This window comes from Mongoliimonas terrestris, assembly GCF_001927285.1.
Classification (GTDB): domain Bacteria; phylum Pseudomonadota; class Alphaproteobacteria; order Rhizobiales; family Pleomorphomonadaceae; genus Chthonobacter; species Chthonobacter terrestris.
In genome coordinates, this window is sequence record NZ_MSIG01000004.1 from 188703 (window position 1) to 209145 (window position 20443).

A 20443-nucleotide genomic window follows, 5' to 3' on the forward strand; every position below is an offset into this window, starting at 1 on the left:
GTCCGCCCGTCCCTCATTATGCTCCATGCGCTTTTGATCCGGTCCGACATTCGGGTATAAGGGCGCGTCCGCAACGACCGGGTCGAGGACCTACGCATTCCCGTGCCTTTCGGCGAACCGCCTCCTGTGACCGATCCGACGCGTCCCGCGTCGGCTTCCACCCTCCTCAACGACTTCGCCGCCACATGGGCTTCGGACCGGGTCCGGCTCGCCGACATCGTGGACATGCTGGGTGATCGGGTCTACGGCCTGATGCTCCTGATCTTCGCGATCCCGAGCGCCATCCCGAACCCGGTGCCGGGCATCACCGCCATCCTGGGCTTGCCGCTCGTCATCGTGGCGGCGCAGCAGGTGATGGGGCGCCCGCGCCCGTGGTTCCCGGCGGTGCTCGGCAACCGGTCGATCGCCACCGCCGACTTCCGGCGCTTCGTGGTGCAGGCCGATCCCTGGCTGAAGCGGGTGGAGCGGCTGCTCCGGCCGCGCTTCAGGGCTCTGGTCAGCTCGTTCGGCGAGCGCATCCTGGCGGCGATCGCGCTTCTGATGGCGGTGATCCTCACCCTGCCCATTCCCCTCGCCAATCTCTTGCCGGCCGTTTCGATCTGCTTCATCGCGCTGGCCATGATCGAGTACGATGGCCTGATGGCAGGCGTCGGCATCGCGGTGGCGGTGGGGAGCGTCGTGATCGCCTCCAGCGTGGTCTATGGTTTCGTGAAGATCGGCATATTCCTCATCCAGAACGCGCTGGCGTGAACGGAACAATGATGTCCTACCTGTTCGAGATCGGTATCGTGGTCGTCCTGGTGGTGCTGAACGGCTGCTTCGCCATGTCGGAGCTGGCCGTCGTCTCCTCCCGGCGCACACGCCTGGAAGCGCTGGCGAACCAGGGCAGCAAGGGTGCGCAGACGGCGCTCCGGCTCGCCTCCAACCCCGGCCGCTTCCTGTCCTCGGTGCAGATCGGCATCACTCTCATCGGCATCCTGGCCGGCGCCTACTCGGGCGCGACGCTGGCCGAGCCGCTGGGCGTCTGGCTTGCCGAGCAGGGCCTCTCGGCCTCGGCCGCGAGCGCGCTCTCCATTGCCATCGTGGTCGGCTCGATCACCTACGCGTCGCTCATCATCGGCGAGCTTGTGCCGAAGCAGATCGCCCTCTCCGACCCGGAGCGGGTGGCCTCCCTGGTGGCCGGGCCGATGGCGGTGGTCGCCGTCGCGGCGTCGCCGGTGGTGTGGGTGCTGGAGATCTCCTCCAAGCTGGTGTTGGCGCTCCTTCGGCTGAAGGGCGCGTCCGAGCAGACGGTGACCGAGGAGGAGATCCGCGCGGTGATCGCGGAAGGCACCAAGACGGGCATCCTGGAGCCGGAGGAGAAGGAACTGATGGCCGGCGTGATGCGGTTCTCCGACCGCTCCATCCGGGCCATCATGACGCCCCGGCGCGACGTGGTCGCCCTCGACCTCGACTGGGAGAACGACCGGGTGATCGAGGTGCTGACCGGCTCCACCCACTCGCGCTACCCGGTCTACCGGGGCGAGATCGACACGGTGGAGGGCATCGTGCAGGCCAAGGACCTTCTCGACAGCCATCTGTCGGGGGAGGGGATCGACCTGGAGAAGGCCATGAAGGCCGTCGAGGTGGTGCCGGATTCCGCGCCCGCCCTCAGCGTGCTGGAGCTGTTGCGCCGGGCGCCGGTGCACATGGCCATCGTGGTGGACGAGTATGGCTCGGTGGAGGGCATCGTCACCGCCGCCGACATCCTGGAGGCGATCGTCGGCAGCCTTGCGGCCGACGAGGACGAGGAGCCGAGCGCCATCGTGCGGCGCGCCGACGGCTCGTGGCTGGTGGACGCGGACCTGCCGGTCGATCTCGTCGCCGACAAGCTCTCCTGTCAGGCCCTCGACGACCCGGACCGGGACTACGAGACCCTGGCGGGCTTCGTGCTCTCGGTCTCCAAGGCGATCCCGAGCACGGGCGACATCCTGTCCTGGGACGGCTGGACCTTCGAGATCGTCGACATGGACGGCCGGCGCATCGACAAGGTGCTGATGACCGCGCCGCCGCCGGATCCGGCCAACGACCCGCGCGCCGTCAGTTGAGGCCGCGCAGGGTCCGTTCGGCGGGTCAGGACCTCACGTGGTCGGTCTCAGTCCTCGCCGCCGTTCTCGTCGGGCGGCAGGGTGGCGCGGCCGACGAGGGCCGTCACCAGCGAGACGGACAGCTCGATCATCAGGTCGATCCGCTCGGTGCCGAACCGCTCCGCGATGCTGTCGTAGACCTCGCCGGTGGCGGGCTCCAGCGCCTTCATGGTCTTCCGGCCCCGGTCCGTGATCGACACCAGGGTGCGGCGGAGATCGTCGATCTGGGAGCGGCGGCTGATGTAGCCGCGCATCTCCAGGTCCTTGATGATGCGCGACAGCGACGAGGCGCGCAGGCACGTGGCCGCCGCAAGGTCGGACGCGGCGAGCTCGGTGGTGGTCTGCAGCTGGCTGAGAACGCGCCACTGCTGCTCGGTCAGACCGTGCTGGCGCAGGGCGGGCCGTAGCTGGCGCATCACCGCTTCCCGGGCACGCAGCAGAGCCGTGACGAGGCTGGGCCGGTCGGTCGGCGCGGCGACGGTTGCGGTCGAGTTGGTCTCGGACTCGTATTTTGTATGCACTTTACGTCCGGGGTCTTGAAGAAGGCGGGGAAGGGGCGGAAGCGGAGACGGTCACACGGGTGCGGAGGCAACCTCGATCGCGCGCGTAGTTTCCGAATATGCAGATTAAATACGACAAATAAATCTCCCTGTCGATGCAGTCGCTTCGCGCCACGTCCGCATGCTTGACCAAGCCTTTTCGGCAACCCCGGACCCGCCTGAATGGCCGACAAGGGTATGGCCACGCCGTGCGGTCCCGGCGTCAAAGCGGCGGAAACGAGCCTGTCTCGGGAGAACGACCGACACGCGCCTTCATTCCAGTCCTAACCAAAGATACGACAAAATGGAATCAGCAACTGACCCGAGAGGGATTCGACAATAGGGGCAGGAGGCGGCCGCAAGAGACGCGTGGCGTCGTCTTGGGCCGTGCGTCGATTCGCTGTTCTGTTGACCGTCAACTGTTATAGTGTTACATCCACTGCCGACCGAAGACGGCATGGCGGCCCCTTTTGGTGGCACCTGCGACGGGACGGATGGGATGACAGTGGACGTGTTCGATCGCCAGGGTGACGCCCCTGTTCCACCTGACGGCGTTCGCCACCCGCCCGGCGGCGCGCGGGCCGAGGGCGGGCCCGCGCGCGCCACGGCAGGCCACGACCACGATCATGGGCACGGCCAGGGGAACGGTCATGACCATGCTCATGGCCACGACCATGGACAGGGTCACGACCATCGCCAGCCGCTCGGTGAAGCGATCGCGTCCATCGGCGGTCCGCTCGGGACGCTTCGGGCGCTGCCCGGCGGGCTTGGCCTGGGCGGGGGCGAAACCCGCACGGTCCGCATCGCGCCGTCGCTCCTGCGGTTCGGGCTCGGCCAGCGCCTCGCCATCGCGGCGGTGACCGTCGCGGCGCTCTGGGGCGCCACCTTAGCGGTCATCGGGTGAACGCCATGCTGAACCGTCTTGGCGCCGCTCCCGGGGCCGTCCACGCCGCCGCGGTGCGCTTCCGCAACGCCACCGTCGGCTACGACCGGCATCCGGCCGTGCACCACGTGGACGGCGACATCGAGCCCGGCAGCCTGGTGGCGGTGATCGGCCCGAACGGCGCCGGCAAGTCGACGCTCCTGAAGGCGGTGGCGGGGCTTATCCAGCCGATCGACGGGGAGGTCCGCGTGGAGGGCTGCCCGCGCCGGCGGATCGCCTATCTGCCGCAGCAGTCGGAGATCGACCGCAGCTTTCCCATCCCGGTGTTCGACTTCGTCGCCATGGGGCTCTGGCGCACGGTGGGCCTGTTCGGCGCGTTCCGCCGGCCGTCGGACGTGCGGGTCGCCGAGGCGCTCGGCGCCGTGGGGCTCGCCGGCTTCGAGCGGCGCACGCTCGACACCCTCTCGGGCGGCCAGATGCAGCGGGTGCTGTTCGCCCGCCTGATGCTGCAGGACAGCCCGCTCATCCTCCTCGACGAGCCGTTCACCGCCCTCGACGACAGCACCGCCGAGGCGCTGCTCGACCTCGTCCTCCGCTGGCAGGCGGAGGGCCGGACAGTGCTGACCGTGCTCCACGATCTCGGCCAGGTGCGCGCCGCCTTCCCGACCGTGATGCTGATCGCCCGCCGCGTGGTGGCCTTCGGGCCGACCGACACCGTTCTGACCCCCGCCGCCCTCAGGACCGCCCGCCAGATGACGGAGGCCTGGGACGACGACGCGCCGGTCTGCCGGCACGATGGGCCGGACCATAGGCACGCCGCGCCGGGCCACGGGCACGCCGCGCACCGGCACGAGGCCGCACCGTGACCGCCTACGATCTCCTGGTGGCGCCATTCGCGGACTTCGGCTTCATGCGGCGGGCGCTCGTCGGCGTCATGGTGCTCTCGGTCGGCGCGGCGCCGATCGGCGTCTTCCTCAGCCTCCGGCGCATGAGCCTGACCGGCGACGCCATGGCCCACGCCATCCTGCCGGGCGCGGCGATCGGCTTTCTCATCGCGGGCCTCGACCTTCTGGCCATGACGGTCGGCGGGATCGCGGCGGGCCTTCTGGTGGCGCTGCTGACCGGGCTCGTGGCGCGCACCACGGTGCTGCGCGAGGACACCAGCCTTGCGGCCTTCTACCTGATCTCGCTCGCTCTCGGCGTCCTGATCGTCTCCTGGAAGGGCTCGTCGGTGGACCTGATGCACGTGCTCTTCGGCACCGTGCTGGCGCTCGACGACGCGGCCCTTCTCTTCATCGCGGGCATCGCCACCGTCACCCTCCTGGCGCTCGCCACCGTCTGGCGCGCCCTGGTGCTGGAATGTGTGGATCCGGGCTTCCTCCGGGTCGTCAGCGGCAGCGGCGCGGCGACCCACATGGTGTTCATGGTGCTGGTGGTGCTGAACCTGGTGGCGGGCTTCCAGGCGCTCGGCACGCTCCTGTCGGTCGGCATCATGATGCTGCCGGCGGCCGCCAGCCGGTTCTGGGCGCGGGACGTGGGCGGCCTCTGCGCCGTCGCCGTGCTGGTGGCGGTGCTCTCCTCCATGGCGGGCCTTCTGGTCTCGTTCCACGCCAACCTGCCGTCCGGTCCGGCGATCATCCTGGTGGCCGGCGGCATCTACATCGTCTCGGTGCTGCTCGGGCCGGTGGGCGGCCTGGTGCCGCAGCGGCTTCCGGCCCCGCACCGGGCGGGCTGACGTTCGATTGTTCAACGGAGCATCATCCATGAAGCTGAGCGCACTCCTCGCATCGGCCGCGCTTCTCGCGGTCCCGGCTGGCGTCCAGGCGGCCGAACCGCTGAAGGTCGTGGCCACCTTCTCCATCCTGGGCGACATGGTCTCCCGCGTCGGCGGCGAACGGGTCACTGTCACCGCGCTGGTCGGGCCGAACGGCGACGCCCACGTCTACCAGCCGACCCCGGCCGACGCCCGCACCGTGCTCTCCGCCGACCTGGTGGTGGTCAACGGCCTCGGCTTCGAGGGCTTCCTCGATCGGCTTCTCACCGCCTCCGAATACAAGGGCCCGATCGTCACCGCCGCCGCGGCCGTGAAGCCGCTCGCCAACGAGGAGGAGGGCGCGCACGAGGACGAGCACGCCCATGAAGGCGAGCATGCGCACGAGGGCGAGGAGCATGCGCACGAGGCGGAGCATGCGCACGAGGGCGAGCATGCTCACGAGGGTGAGGAGCATGCGGAGGCGGATGGCCACGATCACGGGCCGATCGACCCGCACGCGTGGCAGAGCCTCGGCAATGCCCAGCTCTATGTGGCGGCCATCGCCGACGGTCTCTGCGCGGCGGATGCCGCCGGCTGCGACAGCTACCGGGCGAACGCCGACGCCTACAAGGGCGAGATCGCCGCGCTCGACGCGGAGATCCGGTCGCGGGTCGAGGCGATCCCGCAGGCGCGGCGGACGGTGATCACCAGCCACGACGCCTTCGGCTATTTCGGTGCCGCCTACGGGGTTTCCTTCCTGGCGCCCCAGGGCGTCTCCACCGAGAGCGAGGCCTCGGCGGCGGACGTGGCCGCGCTGGTGCGGCAGGTGCGCGAGACGGGGGTGAAGGTGCTCTTCGTGGAAAACGTGTCCGACCCGCGCCTCCTGGAGCAGATCGCCCGCGAAAGCGGCGCCACCATCGGCGGCGCGCTCTATTCCGACGCCCTCTCGGCCGCCTCCGAGCCCGGCGCCACCTACCTCGACATGATGCGCCACAACGCCGACATGCTGGTGGGCGCCATGGAACGGAACTCCTGATCCATCGACGGAAAAGAGTGGCCCGGCCCGCGCGGCCGGGCCACTGCACGGTCGTTCTCGCGGATCCGCCCGCGCCGGCGATGACCGCCGCACGCGCCTGTCGGGCCTGTCGTTGCCTCAGGCGTCCTGGCGCACGTCGGCCGGGGCCGTGGGTTCGCTGGCGCGGTCGTGGCGCTCGGCCGGCGGACGGCCCTGGCCCACGGCGGCACGGAAGCGGCGGATGCGGTCGGCGATCTCGTCGATCCGGCCGGACCAGTCAGCCTGGGGGGCGGCGGCGCCGATGTCCAACGGGGAGGTCGCGGCCGGGAAGGCCGCCGCGGGGGACTGGCCCGAGCCGTCGTTCCGGTCCGGCGCGATGCCGTCCTCCAGAACCACGTCCATCCGGGTCGGGTGCGACAGCGTCAGGCTGTCGGCGCTTGCCTCCACCAGCGGTTCCTGCACGGCCGGGGCGTCGTCGGCTGGCAGCGGCTCGGCAGGCGCCGGCATGGCGATCGGCGGCGTCGGCGCGGCGACGGGTGGCGGCACGGAGGCCGCGAAGGGCGACCGCAATCCGGCAAGGCTGACGGGCGTGTCCATCGCCTGGGGTGCGCGCCGGGCAAGCGACGGAAACGGGTCCGGCGCGGGGGCCGGTTCCGGCGCCGGGTCGACCTCCACATAGTCCACGTCGGTGACGAGGTCGTCGTCGTCGCGGGGCTTGGGTCTCGACGCGGTGGCAGTCTTGGAGCCGGGGCCATAGGACCGTGCGCCGAGTTGATCGCGGAGCGCGAACAGCGCCTCCTCGGCCTCCAGGCTCTGGATCTCGGCCGCGCGGGCCCGTTCGGCAAGCGCGGCGAAGCGCCGTTCCAGGTCGCGCCGCTCCACCGTCAGGCGGGCGATCGCCTCGTCCCGGTCGAGCAGCCGGTCACGGGTGGCTGTGAGCCTCTCTTCCATCTCCCGGAGCGCTTCGGCGAGCGACTGCACCTCGGCACGCGCGGCGGAGAGCTGCAGTCCGTCCTCGGCGCGCGCCATCCGCTCCTCGGTCAGCCGGTCGCCGAGATAGGCGTTCTCCACCTCCACCCGGGCGGTGCGGGCGGCGAACACGGCGCGCACGCCATCCTTGGCGGCGGCGATCTCGTTCAGCGACCGCGGCAGCCGGGCCTCCGCGTCCCGCCGGGCCAGCCGGGCGGCGCGCCGGGTGAAGGCCGGAAAGACCAGGAGGGCGAGGAGCCCGGCCGACAGAGCACCGAGGGTGAAGACGAGGGCGCTTTCGATCACATCGGATCCGAAGAAGACGAATGCCGGGTCGGCGGGGACCGGGGTCGACGAAACGCCGGCCCTTCGGACGATGCACCATAACGGCGGACGGGAAAAGGATCCTTAAACCAAGCTCGACCGGGCGCCGGCGCAGGGGGCCGTCGCGCGCGTGACGATCGGGGGCGTTCGACCGTCACAGGCTGGCTTCGAGAGGCCCGCGCCGGCCGTCAGAACGGGTTCCAGGTCGGTTCCGCCGTGAACTTCAGGTAGCCCACATTGATGCCGAGCCGGGCGCCGACGCCAGAGCGGACCGGCACCAGCGTGACGTCGCCGGCCCTCAGGGCCGTGATGCCGAAGCCGCCGACGAGATAGGCGGAGCCGGCGACGCCGCCGTAGCGGTTGTAGATGGCCGGCACCGACGGGAGATTGTAGACGAGCACCATGGTGCGCGAGCCTTCCGCCCCCACGTCGAGGCCGAGCGACGGGCCTTGCCAGTAGACCTGGTGGCTGCCGGCGTTGCGGGTGTAGAGCATGCCCTCGCCGTAGCGCAGGCCACCGAAGAAGGCGCCGCCGCCCTCCTGGCCAAGCACGTATCCGTTCGGCTGGCCGTAGTCGGCCACCGCCTTCTCGATGACGGTGGCAAGGCCGCTCGACACCTCGCCGAAAAAGGCGTTGCCGGCATTCACCAGCTCTTCGCTGGAGAAATTGGTGCCGCTGCCGGGCTGCGGCGCCCGCGTCTGCTGGGCGAAGGCGACGGCCGGGCCGGCCCCGACCAGGGATCCCGGTCCTGCCGCCAGAAAAGCCGCCAGGGAAAGAACCGTCGCCGCGACCTGGAGCCGTCCGATGATCCGCCTCATGCCTGCCCTCCCGTGTCGCCGCCGGCGGGCCCGTTAACCCGACCGTCACGCGGCGGCCCCTAGTGTCGACGACCCAACGTGATCATCGAATCGAATTGCCAGTGACCGTCATGTGTAGCGCGAATCCGGCGGCAACGCGGCGGCGACGGCGCCACACGGGCCCGGTCCTCGTTCTGGCGGCGTGCGCGACGCTTTTCGCGGCCGCTCCCGCGCCGGTCGCGGCCTCCGAGGCGCTGAACGAGCGCATCGTGCACGATCCCTACACCGGACTTGCGCTCGGCGGCTACGATCCGGTCGCCTATTTCACCGACGGGGTGGCGGTGGTCGGCTCGGCACGCCACGAGGTGGTGTGGGACGGCGGCTACTGGCGCTTCGCCAACATCGGCAACGCGGCCGCCTTCGCGGACGCGCCGGCGGTCTACGCGCCGCTGTTCGGCGGGCACTGCGTGACCAGTCTGGCGCGCGGGGTGCTGCAGGCGGGCGACCCGACCCGGTTCACCATCCACGCCTCGCGGCTCATGTTCTTCGCCACGGCCGGCGACGCGGCCACCTTCGCGGCCGCGCCCGACGCGGTGCTCCGCCAGGCCCTGGAGCGCTGGCCGGCGCTCGCCGCGACCCTGTCCCGCTGAGCGCGGGTCGGGGACGCTGCGCGCCGGGCGAGGCGCGGGCCGGATCCGGCGCAGCTCAGGCGGCGCCGATCTCGGCGAAGAAGGTCTCCACCTTGGCCTTCAGCGTCTCGGACTGGCGCGACAGCTCGCGCGAGGAGGAGAGCACCTGGGCGGCGCCCGCGCCGGTGTGGGTGGCGGCCTCCGTGACGCTGCCGATGGTGGCCGAGACCTGCCGGGTGCCGACCGCCGCCTGGGAGACGTTGCGGGCGATCTCGTCGGTGGCGGCGCTCTGCTCCTCCACGGCGGCGGAGATGGCCGCGACCGTGCCGGTGATGGTGCGGATGATCTCGGCGATCGACCGGATCGCCGTCGCCACCTGGGCGGTGGAGCCCTGCATCTCGCCGATCTGAGCGCTGATCTCCTGGGTCGCCTTGGCGGTCTGGCTGGCGAGCGACTTCACCTCCGTCGCCACCACGGCAAAGCCCTTGCCGGCCTCGCCGGCGCGCGCCGCTTCGATGGTGGCGTTGAGGGCGAGGAGATTGGTCTGACCGGCAATGTCGCTGATCAGTTCCACCACGTTGCCGATGCGCCCGGCCGCGGTGACGAGATCGCCGACCACCTGCTCGCTGTCGCTGGCGGCCGCCAGGGCCCTTTCGGCGACGGCGACGGAGGCCTGAACCTGCCCGGTGATCTCGTTCAGCGAGGCGGAGAGTTCCTCGGAGGCTGCGGCCACCGTGTCCACGTTGGCGGACGCCTGCTCGGAGGCCGCCCCGACGGTGGTGGCGCTCTGGGCAGTCTCCTCGGCGGTGGAGGACAGCGACCCGGCGGTCGCCTCCAACTCCGAGGCGGCGGCCGCCACGGTCTTCAGGATCAGGCTCACGTCCGCGTCGAAGGTGCTGATCAGCCGATCCACGGTGCCGGCGCGCGCGTCGCGGGCGGCGCGCTGGGCGGCCTGCTCGGCCTCCAGGCGGCGCCGTTCCAGGCCGCTTTTTTTGAACACCTGCACGGCGCCCGCCATGGCGCCCATTTCGTCGCGCCGGCCGACCCCGGGGATCTCGGTGGAAAGGTCCCCGGCCGCCAGCCGTTCCATCGCGCCCTGAAGGGCCGCAAGGGGCGCCGCGACGCCGCGCGACACGGTCCAGAAGGCGGCAAAGAGCACGATCGCGGAAAGCCCGGCCGCCGCCACCATCACGAAGACGGAGGTGTGGCGGGTCGCCTCGGCGGCCGCGAACTCCTCCTGGGCCACCTGGATCTGCAGGTCGACGAGGGCGCTGATCGGCGTGCCGATGGGATCGATGGTGAGGTAGAGCTCATCGGTCACGAAGGCGTCGAGCGCGGCTTGGTCCTTGGCGGCCACGCTGGCGAAGAGCCGTGCGAGCCGGGGCTCCGCCGCCGTCATGGCGGCGATCGCGGTGTCGGCGAGCGCCCGCTCCTGGGGGGTCAGGTCGCCGGCGAGATAGCCGCTCCACTTCTCTTCGATCGTCTCGGCCGCCATGCGCATCGCCTGGTCGCCCTCCACCCAACCGAAGGCGCCGGAGCGGATCTTGTGGGCCGCGTCGACGATATTCACCGCATACATGTCGGCGACCACCTTCAGGTCGGCGGTCGGCACCACGCGATCCTCAACGATGGCACGCGTGCGCTCCGACGAGAGCGACAACGCAATCCAGCCGGTGGCCGCGACGGAGAGGAGGACCGCTCCCAGCATGGCCAGAGCGATGTTGAGTTTCAGGCGTATCGTCATGAAGGAAGTCACTCCGCGGATCGAATTCCGCGTGCACACTAGCCGACAGTCGTTAATTGACCGACTATTCCGCATCTCAATACCTAATCTATGCTATTAGAATATGTGATTGAGTGCCGGCAGAGGACAATCAGGGCGGTTGCTTTCGACCGCTTTGGTTGCAACTTGCGGCCTGGTTTCGTCGAAGGTGAGCGATGCCATAAAGGCTTCCCGTCGGCCGTGCGGCGGCACTCAACGGTTGGCAGGCCGGTTGGGGGCCTGTATTTCACAACAAACGGCCGATGTTTCGATTCGGGGCAGCGGTCCCTCCCTGCGACATCAACGCCCGGAAGCGTGAACGCCATGACCGAGCCGACCAAGATCGAACCGCTCGACTTCGCCGCCCTTCTCTGCTCCCGCGTCTGCCACGACATCATCTCGCCGGTCGGTGCCATCATCAATGGCCTGGAGGTGCTGGACGAGGAAGACAATGACGAGATGAAGGCGTTCGCCTTCGACCTCATCCGCAAGAGCGCCAAGACCGCGTCCGCCAAGCTGCAGTTCGCGCGCCTCGCCTTCGGGGCCGCCGGGTCCGCCGGCGCGGAGGTCGACCTCGGCGACGCCGAGACCGTCGCCAAGCGCTACATGGAGGGCGAGAAGGCCGACCTCGTCTGGGAGGCCGAGCGGCGCCTGATGCCGAAGAACCAGGTGAAGCTGATGCTGAACCTGTTGCTCGTGTCGCTGCACGCGGTGCCGCGCGGCGGCAAGATCGTCGTGCGCACGGAAGGCCCGATGCCGCAGCCGGCGCAGATCATCGAGGCGACCGGGCCGTCGTCGCGCATTCCGCCGCGCGTGCTCGACCTCATCAACGGGGAGATCGCGGACGGCCTCGATGCCCACGCCATTCAGCCTTATTATGCGGGCACTTTGGCGCGTGAAGCCGGCCTGGTGGTAACTATTCGTAAAGATGAAGAGACAGTTATCATCGAAGCGCGCCCGCAATCCGAAGGCTGAAATACGGAAAAGTGCTGGTGTGTCGGAAGACGCCTTCGGATTTCAACCTATCTTAACCGTTTGACGGGACACTTCCCCAGAGTGCGACAGGTGGCGCCTGTCGTGGAAACAGTCGATCCCAGCGTAATTGGGCGTCGACCTTCTGGGGGTGCGAGATGGATGACCTGCTTCGGGAATTCCTGACGGAGACCAACGAGTCTCTCGACGTGGTCGACGTCGAACTCGTCAAGTTCGAACAAGAGCCGAACAACGCTCGGATTCTGGATAACATCTTCCGGTTGGTCCATACCATCAAGGGCACCTGCGGGTTCCTGGGGCTGCCGCGGCTGGAAGCGCTTGCCCATGCCGCCGAAACCCTGATGGGCAAGTTCCGCGAGGGAGCGCCCGTCACCAAGGAGGCGGTGAGCCTCATTCTCCAGACCATCGACCGGATCAAGGGCATCCTGGCCGAGCTGGAGGCGCTGGAGGGCGACGAGCCGAAAGGCGAGGACGGCGACCTGATCTCCCAGCTGGAGGCCATGTCGCTGGCCGGCGACGCTGCCAAGGCGGCAGCCAAGGCCGACGCCAAGAAGCCGGCCGAATCCAAGAAGGCCAAGGAAGAGACCACCGGCACCCTGGTCAGCCAGGTGCTGGAGCGCGAGCTGCGGATCGGCGAGGTCTCCCTTGACGAACTGGAGCGCGCCTTCCGCGAGACCGAGGTGGAGGTGGAGACCGACGTCACCGTCGCCGCCGAGCCGGTCGCCGAGCGGGTCAGCGCCGCCGTCAGCCCGGCCGGCACCGGCCAGCAGGGCATCGACCTCGTCAAGGTCGCGGCCGAGATCGAGGCCCGTCTCAACCTCGCCTCCGAGCGCAAGCCGGAGAAGGCCGAGAAGTCGGTCGAGGACAAGGAAGCCGACGCCGAAGCCAAGGGCGACGGCAAGGGCTCCGTCTCCAGCCAGTCGATCCGCGTCGCGGTGGAGACGCTGGAACACCTCATGACCATGGTGTCGGAGCTGGTGCTCACCCGCAACCAGCTGCTCGAGATCGTCCGCCGTCACGAGGACAGCGAGTTCAAGGTGCCGCTGCAGCGGCTCTCCAACGTCACCGCCGAGCTGCAGGAGGGCGTCATGAAGACGCGCATGCAGCCGATCGGCAACGCCTGGCAGAAGCTGCCCCGCATCGTTCGCGATCTCGCCGGCGAACTCGGCAAGCAGATCGAGCTGGAGATGCACGGCGCCGAGACCGAACTCGACCGCCAGGTGCTGGAGCTGATCAAGGATCCGCTCACCCACATGGTCCGCAACTCCGCCGACCACGGCCTTGAGAAGTCGGAAGACCGCAAGACCGCGGGCAAGCCGGAGAAGGGCACCATCAAGCTGTCCGCCTATCACGAGGGCGGCCACATCATCATCGACATCGCCGACGACGGTCGCGGCCTCAACGTGGAGCGCATCAAGCAGAAGGTCGTGGAGAACGGCCTCGCCACCGAGGCCGAACTGGAGAAGATGTCGGAAGGCCAGATCTTCAAGTACATCTTCGCGCCGGGCTTCTCCACCGCCGCCAAGGTCACCAGCGTCTCCGGCCGCGGCGTTGGCATGGACGTGGTGCGCACCAACATCGAGATGATCGGCGGCACCATCGACCTGAAGTCGGTGGCCGGCAAGGGCTCCACCTTCACCATCAAGATCCCGCTGACGCTCGCCATCGTGTCGACGCTCATCGTGGAGAGCGCCGGCGACCGCTTCGCCATCCCGCAGCTGTCGGTGGTGGAACTCGTCCGCGTGCAGTCCAACTCGGAGCACCGGATCGAGCGCATCAAGGACACCCCGGTCCTTCGCCTGCGCAACAAGCTGCTGCCGCTCGTGCCGCTCGCCCGCATCCTCGGCGTCGCCGAGGAGGGTGAGAAGAGCGAGGACGACGGCTTCATCGTGGTCATGCAGGTCGGCAACGTGACCTTCGGCATGGTGGTGGACGGCGTGTTCCACACCGAGGAAATCGTCGTCAAGCCGATGTCCAAGATGCTGCGCCACATCACCATGTTCTCCGGCAACACCATCCTCGGCGACGGCTCGGTCATCATGATCGTCGACCCGAATGGGGTGGCGAGCGCCATCGGCACGGCGGTGGCCGCCGAGGTCAGCGAGAAGCAGGACGGCGACAAGCTGCGCTCCGTCGACGATCCGGCGAAGGTCTCCATGCTGCTGTTCCGCGCCGGTTCCCCGGAGCCGAAGGCGGTGCCGCTGTCGCTGGTCACCCGCCTCGAAGAGTTCGACATCGACAAGATCGAGCACTCCAACGGCCGCGATCTCGTCCAGTACCGCGGCTCGCTGATGCCGCTGGTCTACCTCAACCACGGCGTCCAGCGGCGCATGGAAGGCACCCAGCCCATGCTGGTGTTCTCCGACTCGGGCCGCTCCATGGGCCTCGTCGTCGACGAGATCGTCGACATCGTGGAGGAGCAGCTCGACATCCAGGTCGGCTCGGAAATGCCCGGCGTGCTCGGCTCGGCGGTCATCAAGGGCAAGGCGACCGAGATCATCGACATCGGCCACTTCCTGCCGCTCGCCTTCGAGGACTGGTTCACCCGCAAGGAGATCTCCTCGGCGGCGCTCACCCGGTCGCTGCTCTTCATCGACGACTCGCCGTTCTTCCGCAACATGCTGGGTCCGGTGCTGAAGGCCGCCGGCTTCGACGTCACCACCTGCGCGTCCGCCACGGAGGCGATGCGCCGGCTCGGCGAGGGCGAGCGCTTCGACATCATCGTGTCGGACATCGAGATGCCGGGCGTGAACGGCTTCGAGCTCGCCGAGATGCTCCGCCGCGACCCGCGCTTCCGGCACACGCCCATCATCGCCCTCTCGGCGCTGTGCACGCCGGCCTCCATCGAGCGCGGTCGCCAGTCGGGCTTTGACGACTACGTGGCCAAGTTCGACCGGCCCGGTCTCATCGCCTCCCTCAAGGAACTCACCAGCCACGAAGTTGGACTCGCCGCATGAGCAAGACCCCCGTGAATGCCACCGGCACCGCCGCCAACGAGGCCCTGACGGACAGCATCCAGTATGTGACCGTCCTCATCGGCGGCCAGCTGTTCGGCCTGCCGATCCACAAGGTGCACGACGTGTTCGTGCCCGAGAGCATGACCCGGGTGCCGCTGTCGGCGCCCGAGATCGCCGGCGTGCTCAACCTGCGCGGCCGCATCGTGACGGCGATCAACATGCGCCGCCGCCTCGGCCTGCCGCCGCGCGAGGGCAACTCGTCCATCATGGCGGTGGGCATCGAGTACCGCGGCGAATCCTATGGCCTCATCATCGACGAGGTGGGCGAGGTCCTGAACCTGCAGACCAACGGCCGGGAGGCCAACCCGGCCAACCTCGACCGCCGCTGGGCCGAGATCTCCGGCGGCGTTCATCGCCTGTCCGGTCAACTCATGGTCATCCTCGACGTGGAACGCGTGCTTGGCCGGATGCTCGATCAGATCGCGGCCTGACAATCACCGGCGGGGGGTAACCGACCGGACCTGGGAGAATGCAATGAAGAACTGTCTCGTGGTCGACGACTCGAGCGTCATCCGAAAGGTGGCGAGGCGGATCCTGGAAGATCTTTCCTTCACCATCACCGAAGCCGAAGACGGGCAGCAGGCTCTGGACTGCTGCCAGCAGCAGATGCCCGACGCCATCCTGCTGGACTGGAACATGCCGGTCATGGACGGCCTGGAGTTCCTGTCGCAGTTGCGCAAGCTGGACGGCGGCGATGCCCCCAAGGTTGTGTTCTGCACCACCGAGAACGACGTCAGCCACATCGCCAAGGCGATCCGGGCTGGCGCCAACGAGTACATCATGAAGCCGTTCGACCGCGAGATCGTGGAAGCGAAGTTCCAGGAAGTCGGCCTGATCTGACGACATAGAATAAAGAGGGGGCATAAAACATGTCGGCGATGGCACGGCAATCCAATGCCGCGGGCGCGGTGACCAACCCGATCCGGGTCATGGTGGTGGACGACAGCGTCGTCGTCCGCGGCATGGTCGGTCGATGGATCGACGAGGATCCAAACCTTGCCGTGGTGGCGAGCCACCGCAACGGCCGACTGGCGGTGGAGGACGTCAACCGGTCCAATCCGGACGTGGTCATTCTCGACATCGAGATGCCCGACATGGACGGCCTGACGGCGCTGCCGCTGCTTCTGGAGAAGAAGCGCGACCTCGTCGTGGTGGTCGCCTCCACGCTCACCCGCCGCAACGCCGAAATCTCCCTGAAGGCGCTGCAGCTCGGCGCCGCCGACTATGTGCCGAAGCCGGAGACCAACGCGGGCGTCACCACGTCGGTCGACTTCCGCCGCGAGCTCGTGGAGAAGGTGACGAGCCTCGGCCAGCGTGCCCGCAGCCGCAGCGGACGCACCGGTGCCGCCGCCGCGGCGCCAATGCCGCCCGTGATCGGCCGGCCGTCCCCGGCCGCCAAGCCGAAGGCCGCCTTCACCATCCGCAGCTATTCCAGCATCCGGCCGCGCATCCTCGCCATCGGCAGTTCCACCGGCGGACCGCAGGCGCTGAACGCCCTCTTCGGGGAAATCGGCTCCGCCATGGGCCAGGTGCCCGTGGTGATCACCCAGCACATGCCGCCGACCTTCACCGCCATCCTGGCCGAACATCTCTCCAAGTCGGCCGGCCGGCCGGCCGCCGAGGGCAAGGACGGCGAGACCATCGTGGCGGGCCGCATCTACGTGGCGCCGGGCGGCAAGCACATGATCCTCGCCAAGCAGGGCAACGACACGGTGATCCGCCTCACCGACACGGCGCCGGTGAACTTCTGCAAGCCGGCGGTGGATCCGCTGTTCAAGACCGTGGCCGAGATCTACGGCAACGCCACCCTGGCGGTGGTGCTCACCGGCATGGGCGCCGACGGTGCCCAGGGCGTGACGCAGATCGGGCAGGCGGGCGGCAGCGTGATCGCCCAGGACGAGGAGACCAGCGTGGTCTGGGGCATGCCCGGTGCCGCCGCGCACACCGGCCAGTGCTCCGACGTGCTGCCGCTGCCGGAAATCGGCCGCAAGGTGTCGAAGATCCTGCTCGGAGGTCGTCCATGAGCCCTGCCGAGTATGACTTTCTCCGCCAATTCCTGAAGACCCGTTCCGGCCTCGTCCTTTCCAACGAAAAGCAGTACCTGATCGAAAGCCGCCTGTTGCCGGTGGCCCGCAAGGCCGGGCTCGCGTCCATCGCGGCGCTGGTGTCCAAGCTGCGCGACCCGCGCGAGACCTTGCTCGCCGACGCGGTCGTGGAGGCGATGACGACCAACGAGTCGTTCTTCTTCCGCGACAAGGTGCCGTTCGACCACTTCAACCAGCTGATGCTGCCGCAGATGCTGGAGCGTCGGTCGGCGCGGCGGCAGCTGCGCATCTGGTGCGCGGCCGCCTCCACCGGCCAGGAGCCCTATTCCATCGCCATGTGCCTGAAGGAGATGGGTCCGAAGCTCGCCGGCTGGCGGGTGGAGATCATCGGCACCGACATCTCCAACGAGGTGCTCGACCGGGCCAAGGCCGGCGTCTACACCCAGTTCGAGGTGCAGCGCGGGCTTCCGATCCAGAACCTCCTGAAATACTTCACCCAGACCGGCGACCAGTGGACCATCAGCGCCGAACTGCGCTCCATGGTGCAGTGGCGCAAGTTCAACCTGCTGGACAGCTTCGCCAGCCTCGGCCAGTTCGACATCGTGTTCTGCCGCAACGTGCTGATCTACTTCGACCAGCCGACCAAGGCCGACATCCTGAACCGGATCGGCAAGGCCATGGCGCCGGACGGCTACATGGTGCTTGGCGCGGCCGAGACCGTGGTGGGCCTCTCCGACGCCTTCAAGCCGGTGGCCGACCGGCGCGGCCTCTATGCGCCGACCGCCGGCATGGCGACCGGCAGCGCCACCGCCGCCGCGCCCCGCTTCGCGGCCGGCAGCGCCTTCTAGGCCCCGGCTCGATCCGACACCAGGCTCGTAGAGTTTCGACCCGTCGGGACTTCAAGGGCCAAGGACGACACGTTCGAAGGCCCGCAGCGCTCCGGTCGACCTGGGCGCCGCGGGCCTTCGCCGTTTCACCCTGAAATCGCCCGTCGCCCGTTTGACAGGCTTTCACCCGGGCCGATACTCTCCAAACCATTGCAATCGAGCGATCCGTCTGTCGTAGACCGTCCCCTGGGCGCCGACGCGCTGTCGGGAAGGATCGCGATCGGGGATCCGAAGGACCATCATGAAAGCCAGCACTCTGTTCGGTGTCGTCCTGGCTGTCGCGGGCGCGGGCGCCGCGTTCTACGTTCTCAGCAAGGACACCGCCTGTGCCGGGTGGGAAACGGCCCAGGTGCGGCAGATCATGCTGCAGGAATTGCGCGATCAGGCGCCGGTCGACCCTGAGATCCCCGACGCCTACGACGCGCGGATCGACGAGGCCGCCATCACCTATGCGGACGAGACCTGGCTGGTGCCGATGGTGGTGTCCGACCGGCTCGGCACGTCGCAGAACTTCATCGGCACCATCTCGTGCCTCGGCGGCGGCATGATCGCCATCTCCAAGGCGCCCGACTGACGGGACGGACGGACGTCGGGGTGCGGCATCGGTGGAAGGCCGCGACCTGGCCGGGGCAGGGGAGGGCGGACGACGGGCGACCGCCTATTCCTGCATGCTCTCCCGGTTGGCGATCACCTCCACCTCGGTGTCGCGTCCGGTCTCCACGCCGAACACCCGCTGGAACACCGTGTCCTCATGCTTGGCGATGGCCGTATAGTCGCCTTCCGCCAGGATGAAGGACGGGAAGGCGCCGACGCCCTCGGTCACCACGTCGCCGCCAGGGGTGAGGATCGACCAGCGGGTATCGGCGATCGCCTCGCCGCCCGGTTCGCCGACGAGCTTCAGGGTCACCTCCGCGGCACGCTGGTAGAGCGTCACCTCGGTCAGCTTGCCGGGGGTCACCTCCACGTCGGCGCGGGTGACCGCGTTGATCGGGCCGTAGCGGCTGACCACGTGGTAGGTGTCCGCCGGCAGACGCACCACCTCGCCGGGCTTGATGTTGCCGGCCACGATCTTGCGCTCGCCGCGCGCATCCGTCTCCATGTCGAGGATGTCGAAGCGTACGTCCGCGTCCGGCAGGCGCTGGTCGTCGGCGAGCGCCGTCAGCTGCAGGCCGCCGGCCTCCAGCACCACGGCCTCCGTGACCGTCGGGCCCGTCACCTCCACCCGCACGGTGCGGTCGGCGTAGCCGAACCAGCAGTGCACGAGGTAGGCCCCGGGCGGCACCTGGAAGACCGCGTCGCCGCCCTCCGCCGTGGCGACCAGCTTCAGCCGGCCGTCCGGACCCGGCTCGGCGCCGAACAGGCGCCAGACGAGGCCGCTGCGGAGCGGCGGACCGTCGGCGGTGAGCCGGGCGGTGAGGATGATCTCCGGATCGCCCACGCGCAGCTTGTCGAGGCCGAACGCGGGCGGCAGCAGGTCGTCGGCGGGTGCGAACGGGGCGGCCGCCTCGGGCAGGCCGGTGCCGCCGCCGAGCCCCAGTGCCGGATCGAGCGGCGGCACCGCGTCGAGCGGGGGCGGGCCTGGGATGGCGGGCGCGCCGAGCGCCGGCAGGTCCAGCGGCTGGCCGGGACCGCCGTCGAGGCCGGGAACGTCGGCGGGCGGCAAGGGGCCGTTCAGCCCGCCGTCGAACGACTGGGCAAACGCCGGGCAGAGGATCCCGAGGAGGACGAGAAAAGCGGTCACACCCGTGCGCGCGAGGCGCAGGAGGGAGAAAGCCGGCCGTGCGGACAACGTCGTCAGGTCCATCTTCGTCCAGGAAAAGGCATCGTCCAGGAAAGGCGTCGTGCAGCGGGCGGGCGTCGTCCAGGCAAGGCAGGTCGGACTATCGTCGGGCAGGCGAACCGCGTCTCTGTTGATCGGGAAATTTCGTGGCGAATTCAAGTCTGATGAAGGCCGGAGGGGGTTTTCTCCCGCGCCCAATCGTCCTTTAAGAAGGATTGGACGGCAGGTTCGCCCCAGGATCGCTGACGGCTCCCCACCCGACGGTCCCGTCCACCGCACGCATGTGCCCGACGCTTGAGAGAGACATGACCGACGCCCTGACGCTTCTGACCACCCGCCGCTCGATCCCGCCGGCCTTCCTCGCCGAGCCCGGCCCCTCGGCGGACGAGATCACCACGCTTCTCACCATCGCGTCCCGCGTGCCGGACCACGGCAAGCTGGCGCCCTGGCGCTTCATCCTGATCCGGGGGGACGCGCGGACCATGCTCGGCGAACGGCTGGCGGATCTCCTGCTTGCCCGCGACCCCGCCACCTCCGCCCAGCGCCTGGAGGACGAGCGCCGCCGCTTCGCCCGTGCGCCGCTGGTGGTGGCGGTGATCAGCCGGGCGGCCGAGCACGTGAAGATCCCCGTGTGGGAGCAGCAGCTCTCCGCCGGCGCCTCGGCCATGAACCTCGTCACCGCCGCGCATGCCATGGGCTATGCGGCCTCGTGGCTGAGCGAATGGGTGAGCTACGACGCGGAGGCCGCCGCCATCGTGGGCGTCAAAGCGGGCGAGCGGATCGCCGGCCTCGTCCACATCGGCACGCCCTCCGCCCCGCCGCAGGACCGGCCCCGCCCGGCGCTTGCCGACATCGTCACCGAATGGTCGGCCGGCTGATACACGGACTAGCCCGAACGGGCGCCGGCCGGCGAGGCCGTAGCGC

At 69.1% G+C, this 20443-nt stretch carries 20 protein-coding genes; 15 read left to right on the forward strand and 5 right to left on the reverse strand.

The window, feature by feature from the left end:
* Positions 1-126: 126 nt before the first annotated feature.
* Complete coding sequence (locus tag BUQ68_RS07335; RefSeq protein ID WP_075215295.1) at positions 127-750, forward strand: exopolysaccharide biosynthesis protein; 624 nt, start codon at positions 127-129, stop codon at positions 748-750.
* Positions 751-758: 8 nt separating this feature from the next.
* A complete protein-coding gene (locus tag BUQ68_RS07340; RefSeq protein WP_210215595.1) occupies positions 759-2087 on the forward strand; it encodes a hemolysin family protein in 1329 nt (442 codons plus the stop codon).
* A 47-nt stretch (positions 2088-2134) separates the two neighbouring features.
* Here the strand turns inward: BUQ68_RS07340 and hpaR are convergent, their stop codons facing one another.
* Positions 2135-2647, reverse strand: a complete 513-nt coding sequence (gene hpaR, locus BUQ68_RS07345) for a homoprotocatechuate degradation operon regulator HpaR (protein WP_075215296.1) — start codon at positions 2645-2647, stop codon at positions 2135-2137.
* Positions 2648-3164: 517 nt separating this feature from the next.
* Between hpaR and BUQ68_RS23230 the strand changes: the two genes are divergently transcribed.
* From BUQ68_RS23230 to BUQ68_RS07365, 4 genes are read left to right on the forward strand one after another with little or no spacing between them, the layout of a single operon-like run.
* Positions 3165-3569, forward strand: coding sequence for a hypothetical protein (locus BUQ68_RS23230; RefSeq protein ID WP_139315173.1), 405 nt, complete (start codon positions 3165-3167; stop codon positions 3567-3569).
* A gap of 5 nt (positions 3570-3574) precedes the next feature.
* A complete protein-coding gene (aztA, locus tag BUQ68_RS07355) occupies positions 3575-4414 on the forward strand; it encodes a zinc ABC transporter ATP-binding protein AztA (RefSeq protein WP_075215298.1) in 840 nt (279 codons plus the stop codon).
* Positions 4415-4458: 44 nt separating this feature from the next.
* On the forward strand, positions 4459-5283 hold the full coding sequence (locus tag BUQ68_RS07360) for a metal ABC transporter permease (RefSeq protein ID WP_075215486.1): 825 nt from the start codon (positions 4459-4461) through the stop codon (positions 5281-5283).
* Between the two features lie 28 nt (positions 5284-5311).
* Positions 5312-6337 (forward strand): metal ABC transporter substrate-binding protein, encoded by a 1026-nt coding sequence (locus BUQ68_RS07365; RefSeq protein ID WP_075215299.1) that lies wholly within the window; start codon positions 5312-5314, stop codon positions 6335-6337.
* A 117-nt stretch (positions 6338-6454) separates the two neighbouring features.
* Here the strand turns inward: BUQ68_RS07365 and BUQ68_RS23620 are convergent, their stop codons facing one another.
* Complete coding sequence (locus BUQ68_RS23620; RefSeq protein ID WP_075215300.1) at positions 6455-7591, reverse strand: hypothetical protein; 1137 nt, start codon at positions 7589-7591, stop codon at positions 6455-6457.
* 206 nt (positions 7592-7797) lie between these two features.
* Positions 7798-8427: a DUF1134 domain-containing protein gene (locus BUQ68_RS07375; protein ID WP_075215301.1), complete on the reverse strand. Its 630-nt coding sequence runs from the start codon at positions 8425-8427 to the stop codon at positions 7798-7800.
* 110 nt (positions 8428-8537) lie between these two features.
* Between BUQ68_RS07375 and BUQ68_RS07380 the strand changes: the two genes are divergently transcribed.
* On the forward strand, positions 8538-9056 hold the full coding sequence (locus BUQ68_RS07380) for a YHS domain-containing (seleno)protein (RefSeq protein ID WP_075215302.1): 519 nt from the start codon (positions 8538-8540) through the stop codon (positions 9054-9056).
* Positions 9057-9111: 55 nt separating this feature from the next.
* On the opposite strand, the gene BUQ68_RS07385 is transcribed toward BUQ68_RS07380, so the two are convergent.
* Positions 9112-10779 (reverse strand): methyl-accepting chemotaxis protein, encoded by a 1668-nt coding sequence (locus tag BUQ68_RS07385; RefSeq protein WP_075215303.1) that lies wholly within the window; start codon positions 10777-10779, stop codon positions 9112-9114.
* Positions 10780-11121: 342 nt separating this feature from the next.
* On the opposite strand from BUQ68_RS07385, the gene chpT reads away from it, so the two are divergent.
* The 7 genes from chpT to BUQ68_RS07420 all read left to right on the forward strand — a co-directional run bounded on the left by chpT (position 11122) and on the right by BUQ68_RS07420 (position 18313).
* Complete coding sequence (chpT, locus tag BUQ68_RS07390) at positions 11122-11772, forward strand: histidine phosphotransferase ChpT (RefSeq protein ID WP_075215304.1); 651 nt, start codon at positions 11122-11124, stop codon at positions 11770-11772.
* A 155-nt stretch (positions 11773-11927) separates the two neighbouring features.
* Positions 11928-14747, forward strand: a complete 2820-nt coding sequence (locus tag BUQ68_RS07395) for a hybrid sensor histidine kinase/response regulator (RefSeq protein ID WP_075215305.1) — start codon at positions 11928-11930, stop codon at positions 14745-14747.
* Positions 14744-15238 (forward strand): chemotaxis protein CheW, encoded by a 495-nt coding sequence (locus BUQ68_RS07400; RefSeq protein ID WP_075215306.1) that lies wholly within the window; start codon positions 14744-14746, stop codon positions 15236-15238. The genes BUQ68_RS07395 and BUQ68_RS07400 overlap by 4 nt, the downstream gene beginning before the upstream one ends.
* A 43-nt stretch (positions 15239-15281) precedes the next feature.
* Entirely contained in the window at positions 15282-15647 is a 366-nt protein-coding gene (locus tag BUQ68_RS07405) for a response regulator (protein WP_075215307.1), read from the forward strand.
* Between the two features lie 29 nt (positions 15648-15676).
* Complete coding sequence (locus BUQ68_RS07410; RefSeq protein ID WP_075215308.1) at positions 15677-16831, forward strand: protein-glutamate methylesterase/protein-glutamine glutaminase; 1155 nt, start codon at positions 15677-15679, stop codon at positions 16829-16831.
* Positions 16828-17700 (forward strand): CheR family methyltransferase, encoded by an 873-nt coding sequence (locus BUQ68_RS07415; RefSeq protein ID WP_075215309.1) that lies wholly within the window; start codon positions 16828-16830, stop codon positions 17698-17700. The genes BUQ68_RS07410 and BUQ68_RS07415 overlap by 4 nt, the downstream gene beginning before the upstream one ends.
* A 280-nt stretch (positions 17701-17980) precedes the next feature.
* Positions 17981-18313 (forward strand): hypothetical protein, encoded by a 333-nt coding sequence (locus tag BUQ68_RS07420; protein WP_075215310.1) that lies wholly within the window; start codon positions 17981-17983, stop codon positions 18311-18313.
* Between the two features lie 84 nt (positions 18314-18397).
* On the opposite strand, the gene BUQ68_RS07425 is transcribed toward BUQ68_RS07420, so the two are convergent.
* Positions 18398-19543 (reverse strand): hypothetical protein, encoded by a 1146-nt coding sequence (locus tag BUQ68_RS07425; protein WP_083656377.1) that lies wholly within the window; start codon positions 19541-19543, stop codon positions 18398-18400.
* Positions 19544-19824: 281 nt separating this feature from the next.
* Here BUQ68_RS07425 and BUQ68_RS07430 point away from each other — a divergent pair, with 281 nt between their 5' ends.
* Positions 19825-20397: a nitroreductase family protein gene (locus tag BUQ68_RS07430; protein ID WP_075215311.1), complete on the forward strand. Its 573-nt coding sequence runs from the start codon at positions 19825-19827 to the stop codon at positions 20395-20397.
* Positions 20398-20443 lie beyond the last annotated feature (46 nt).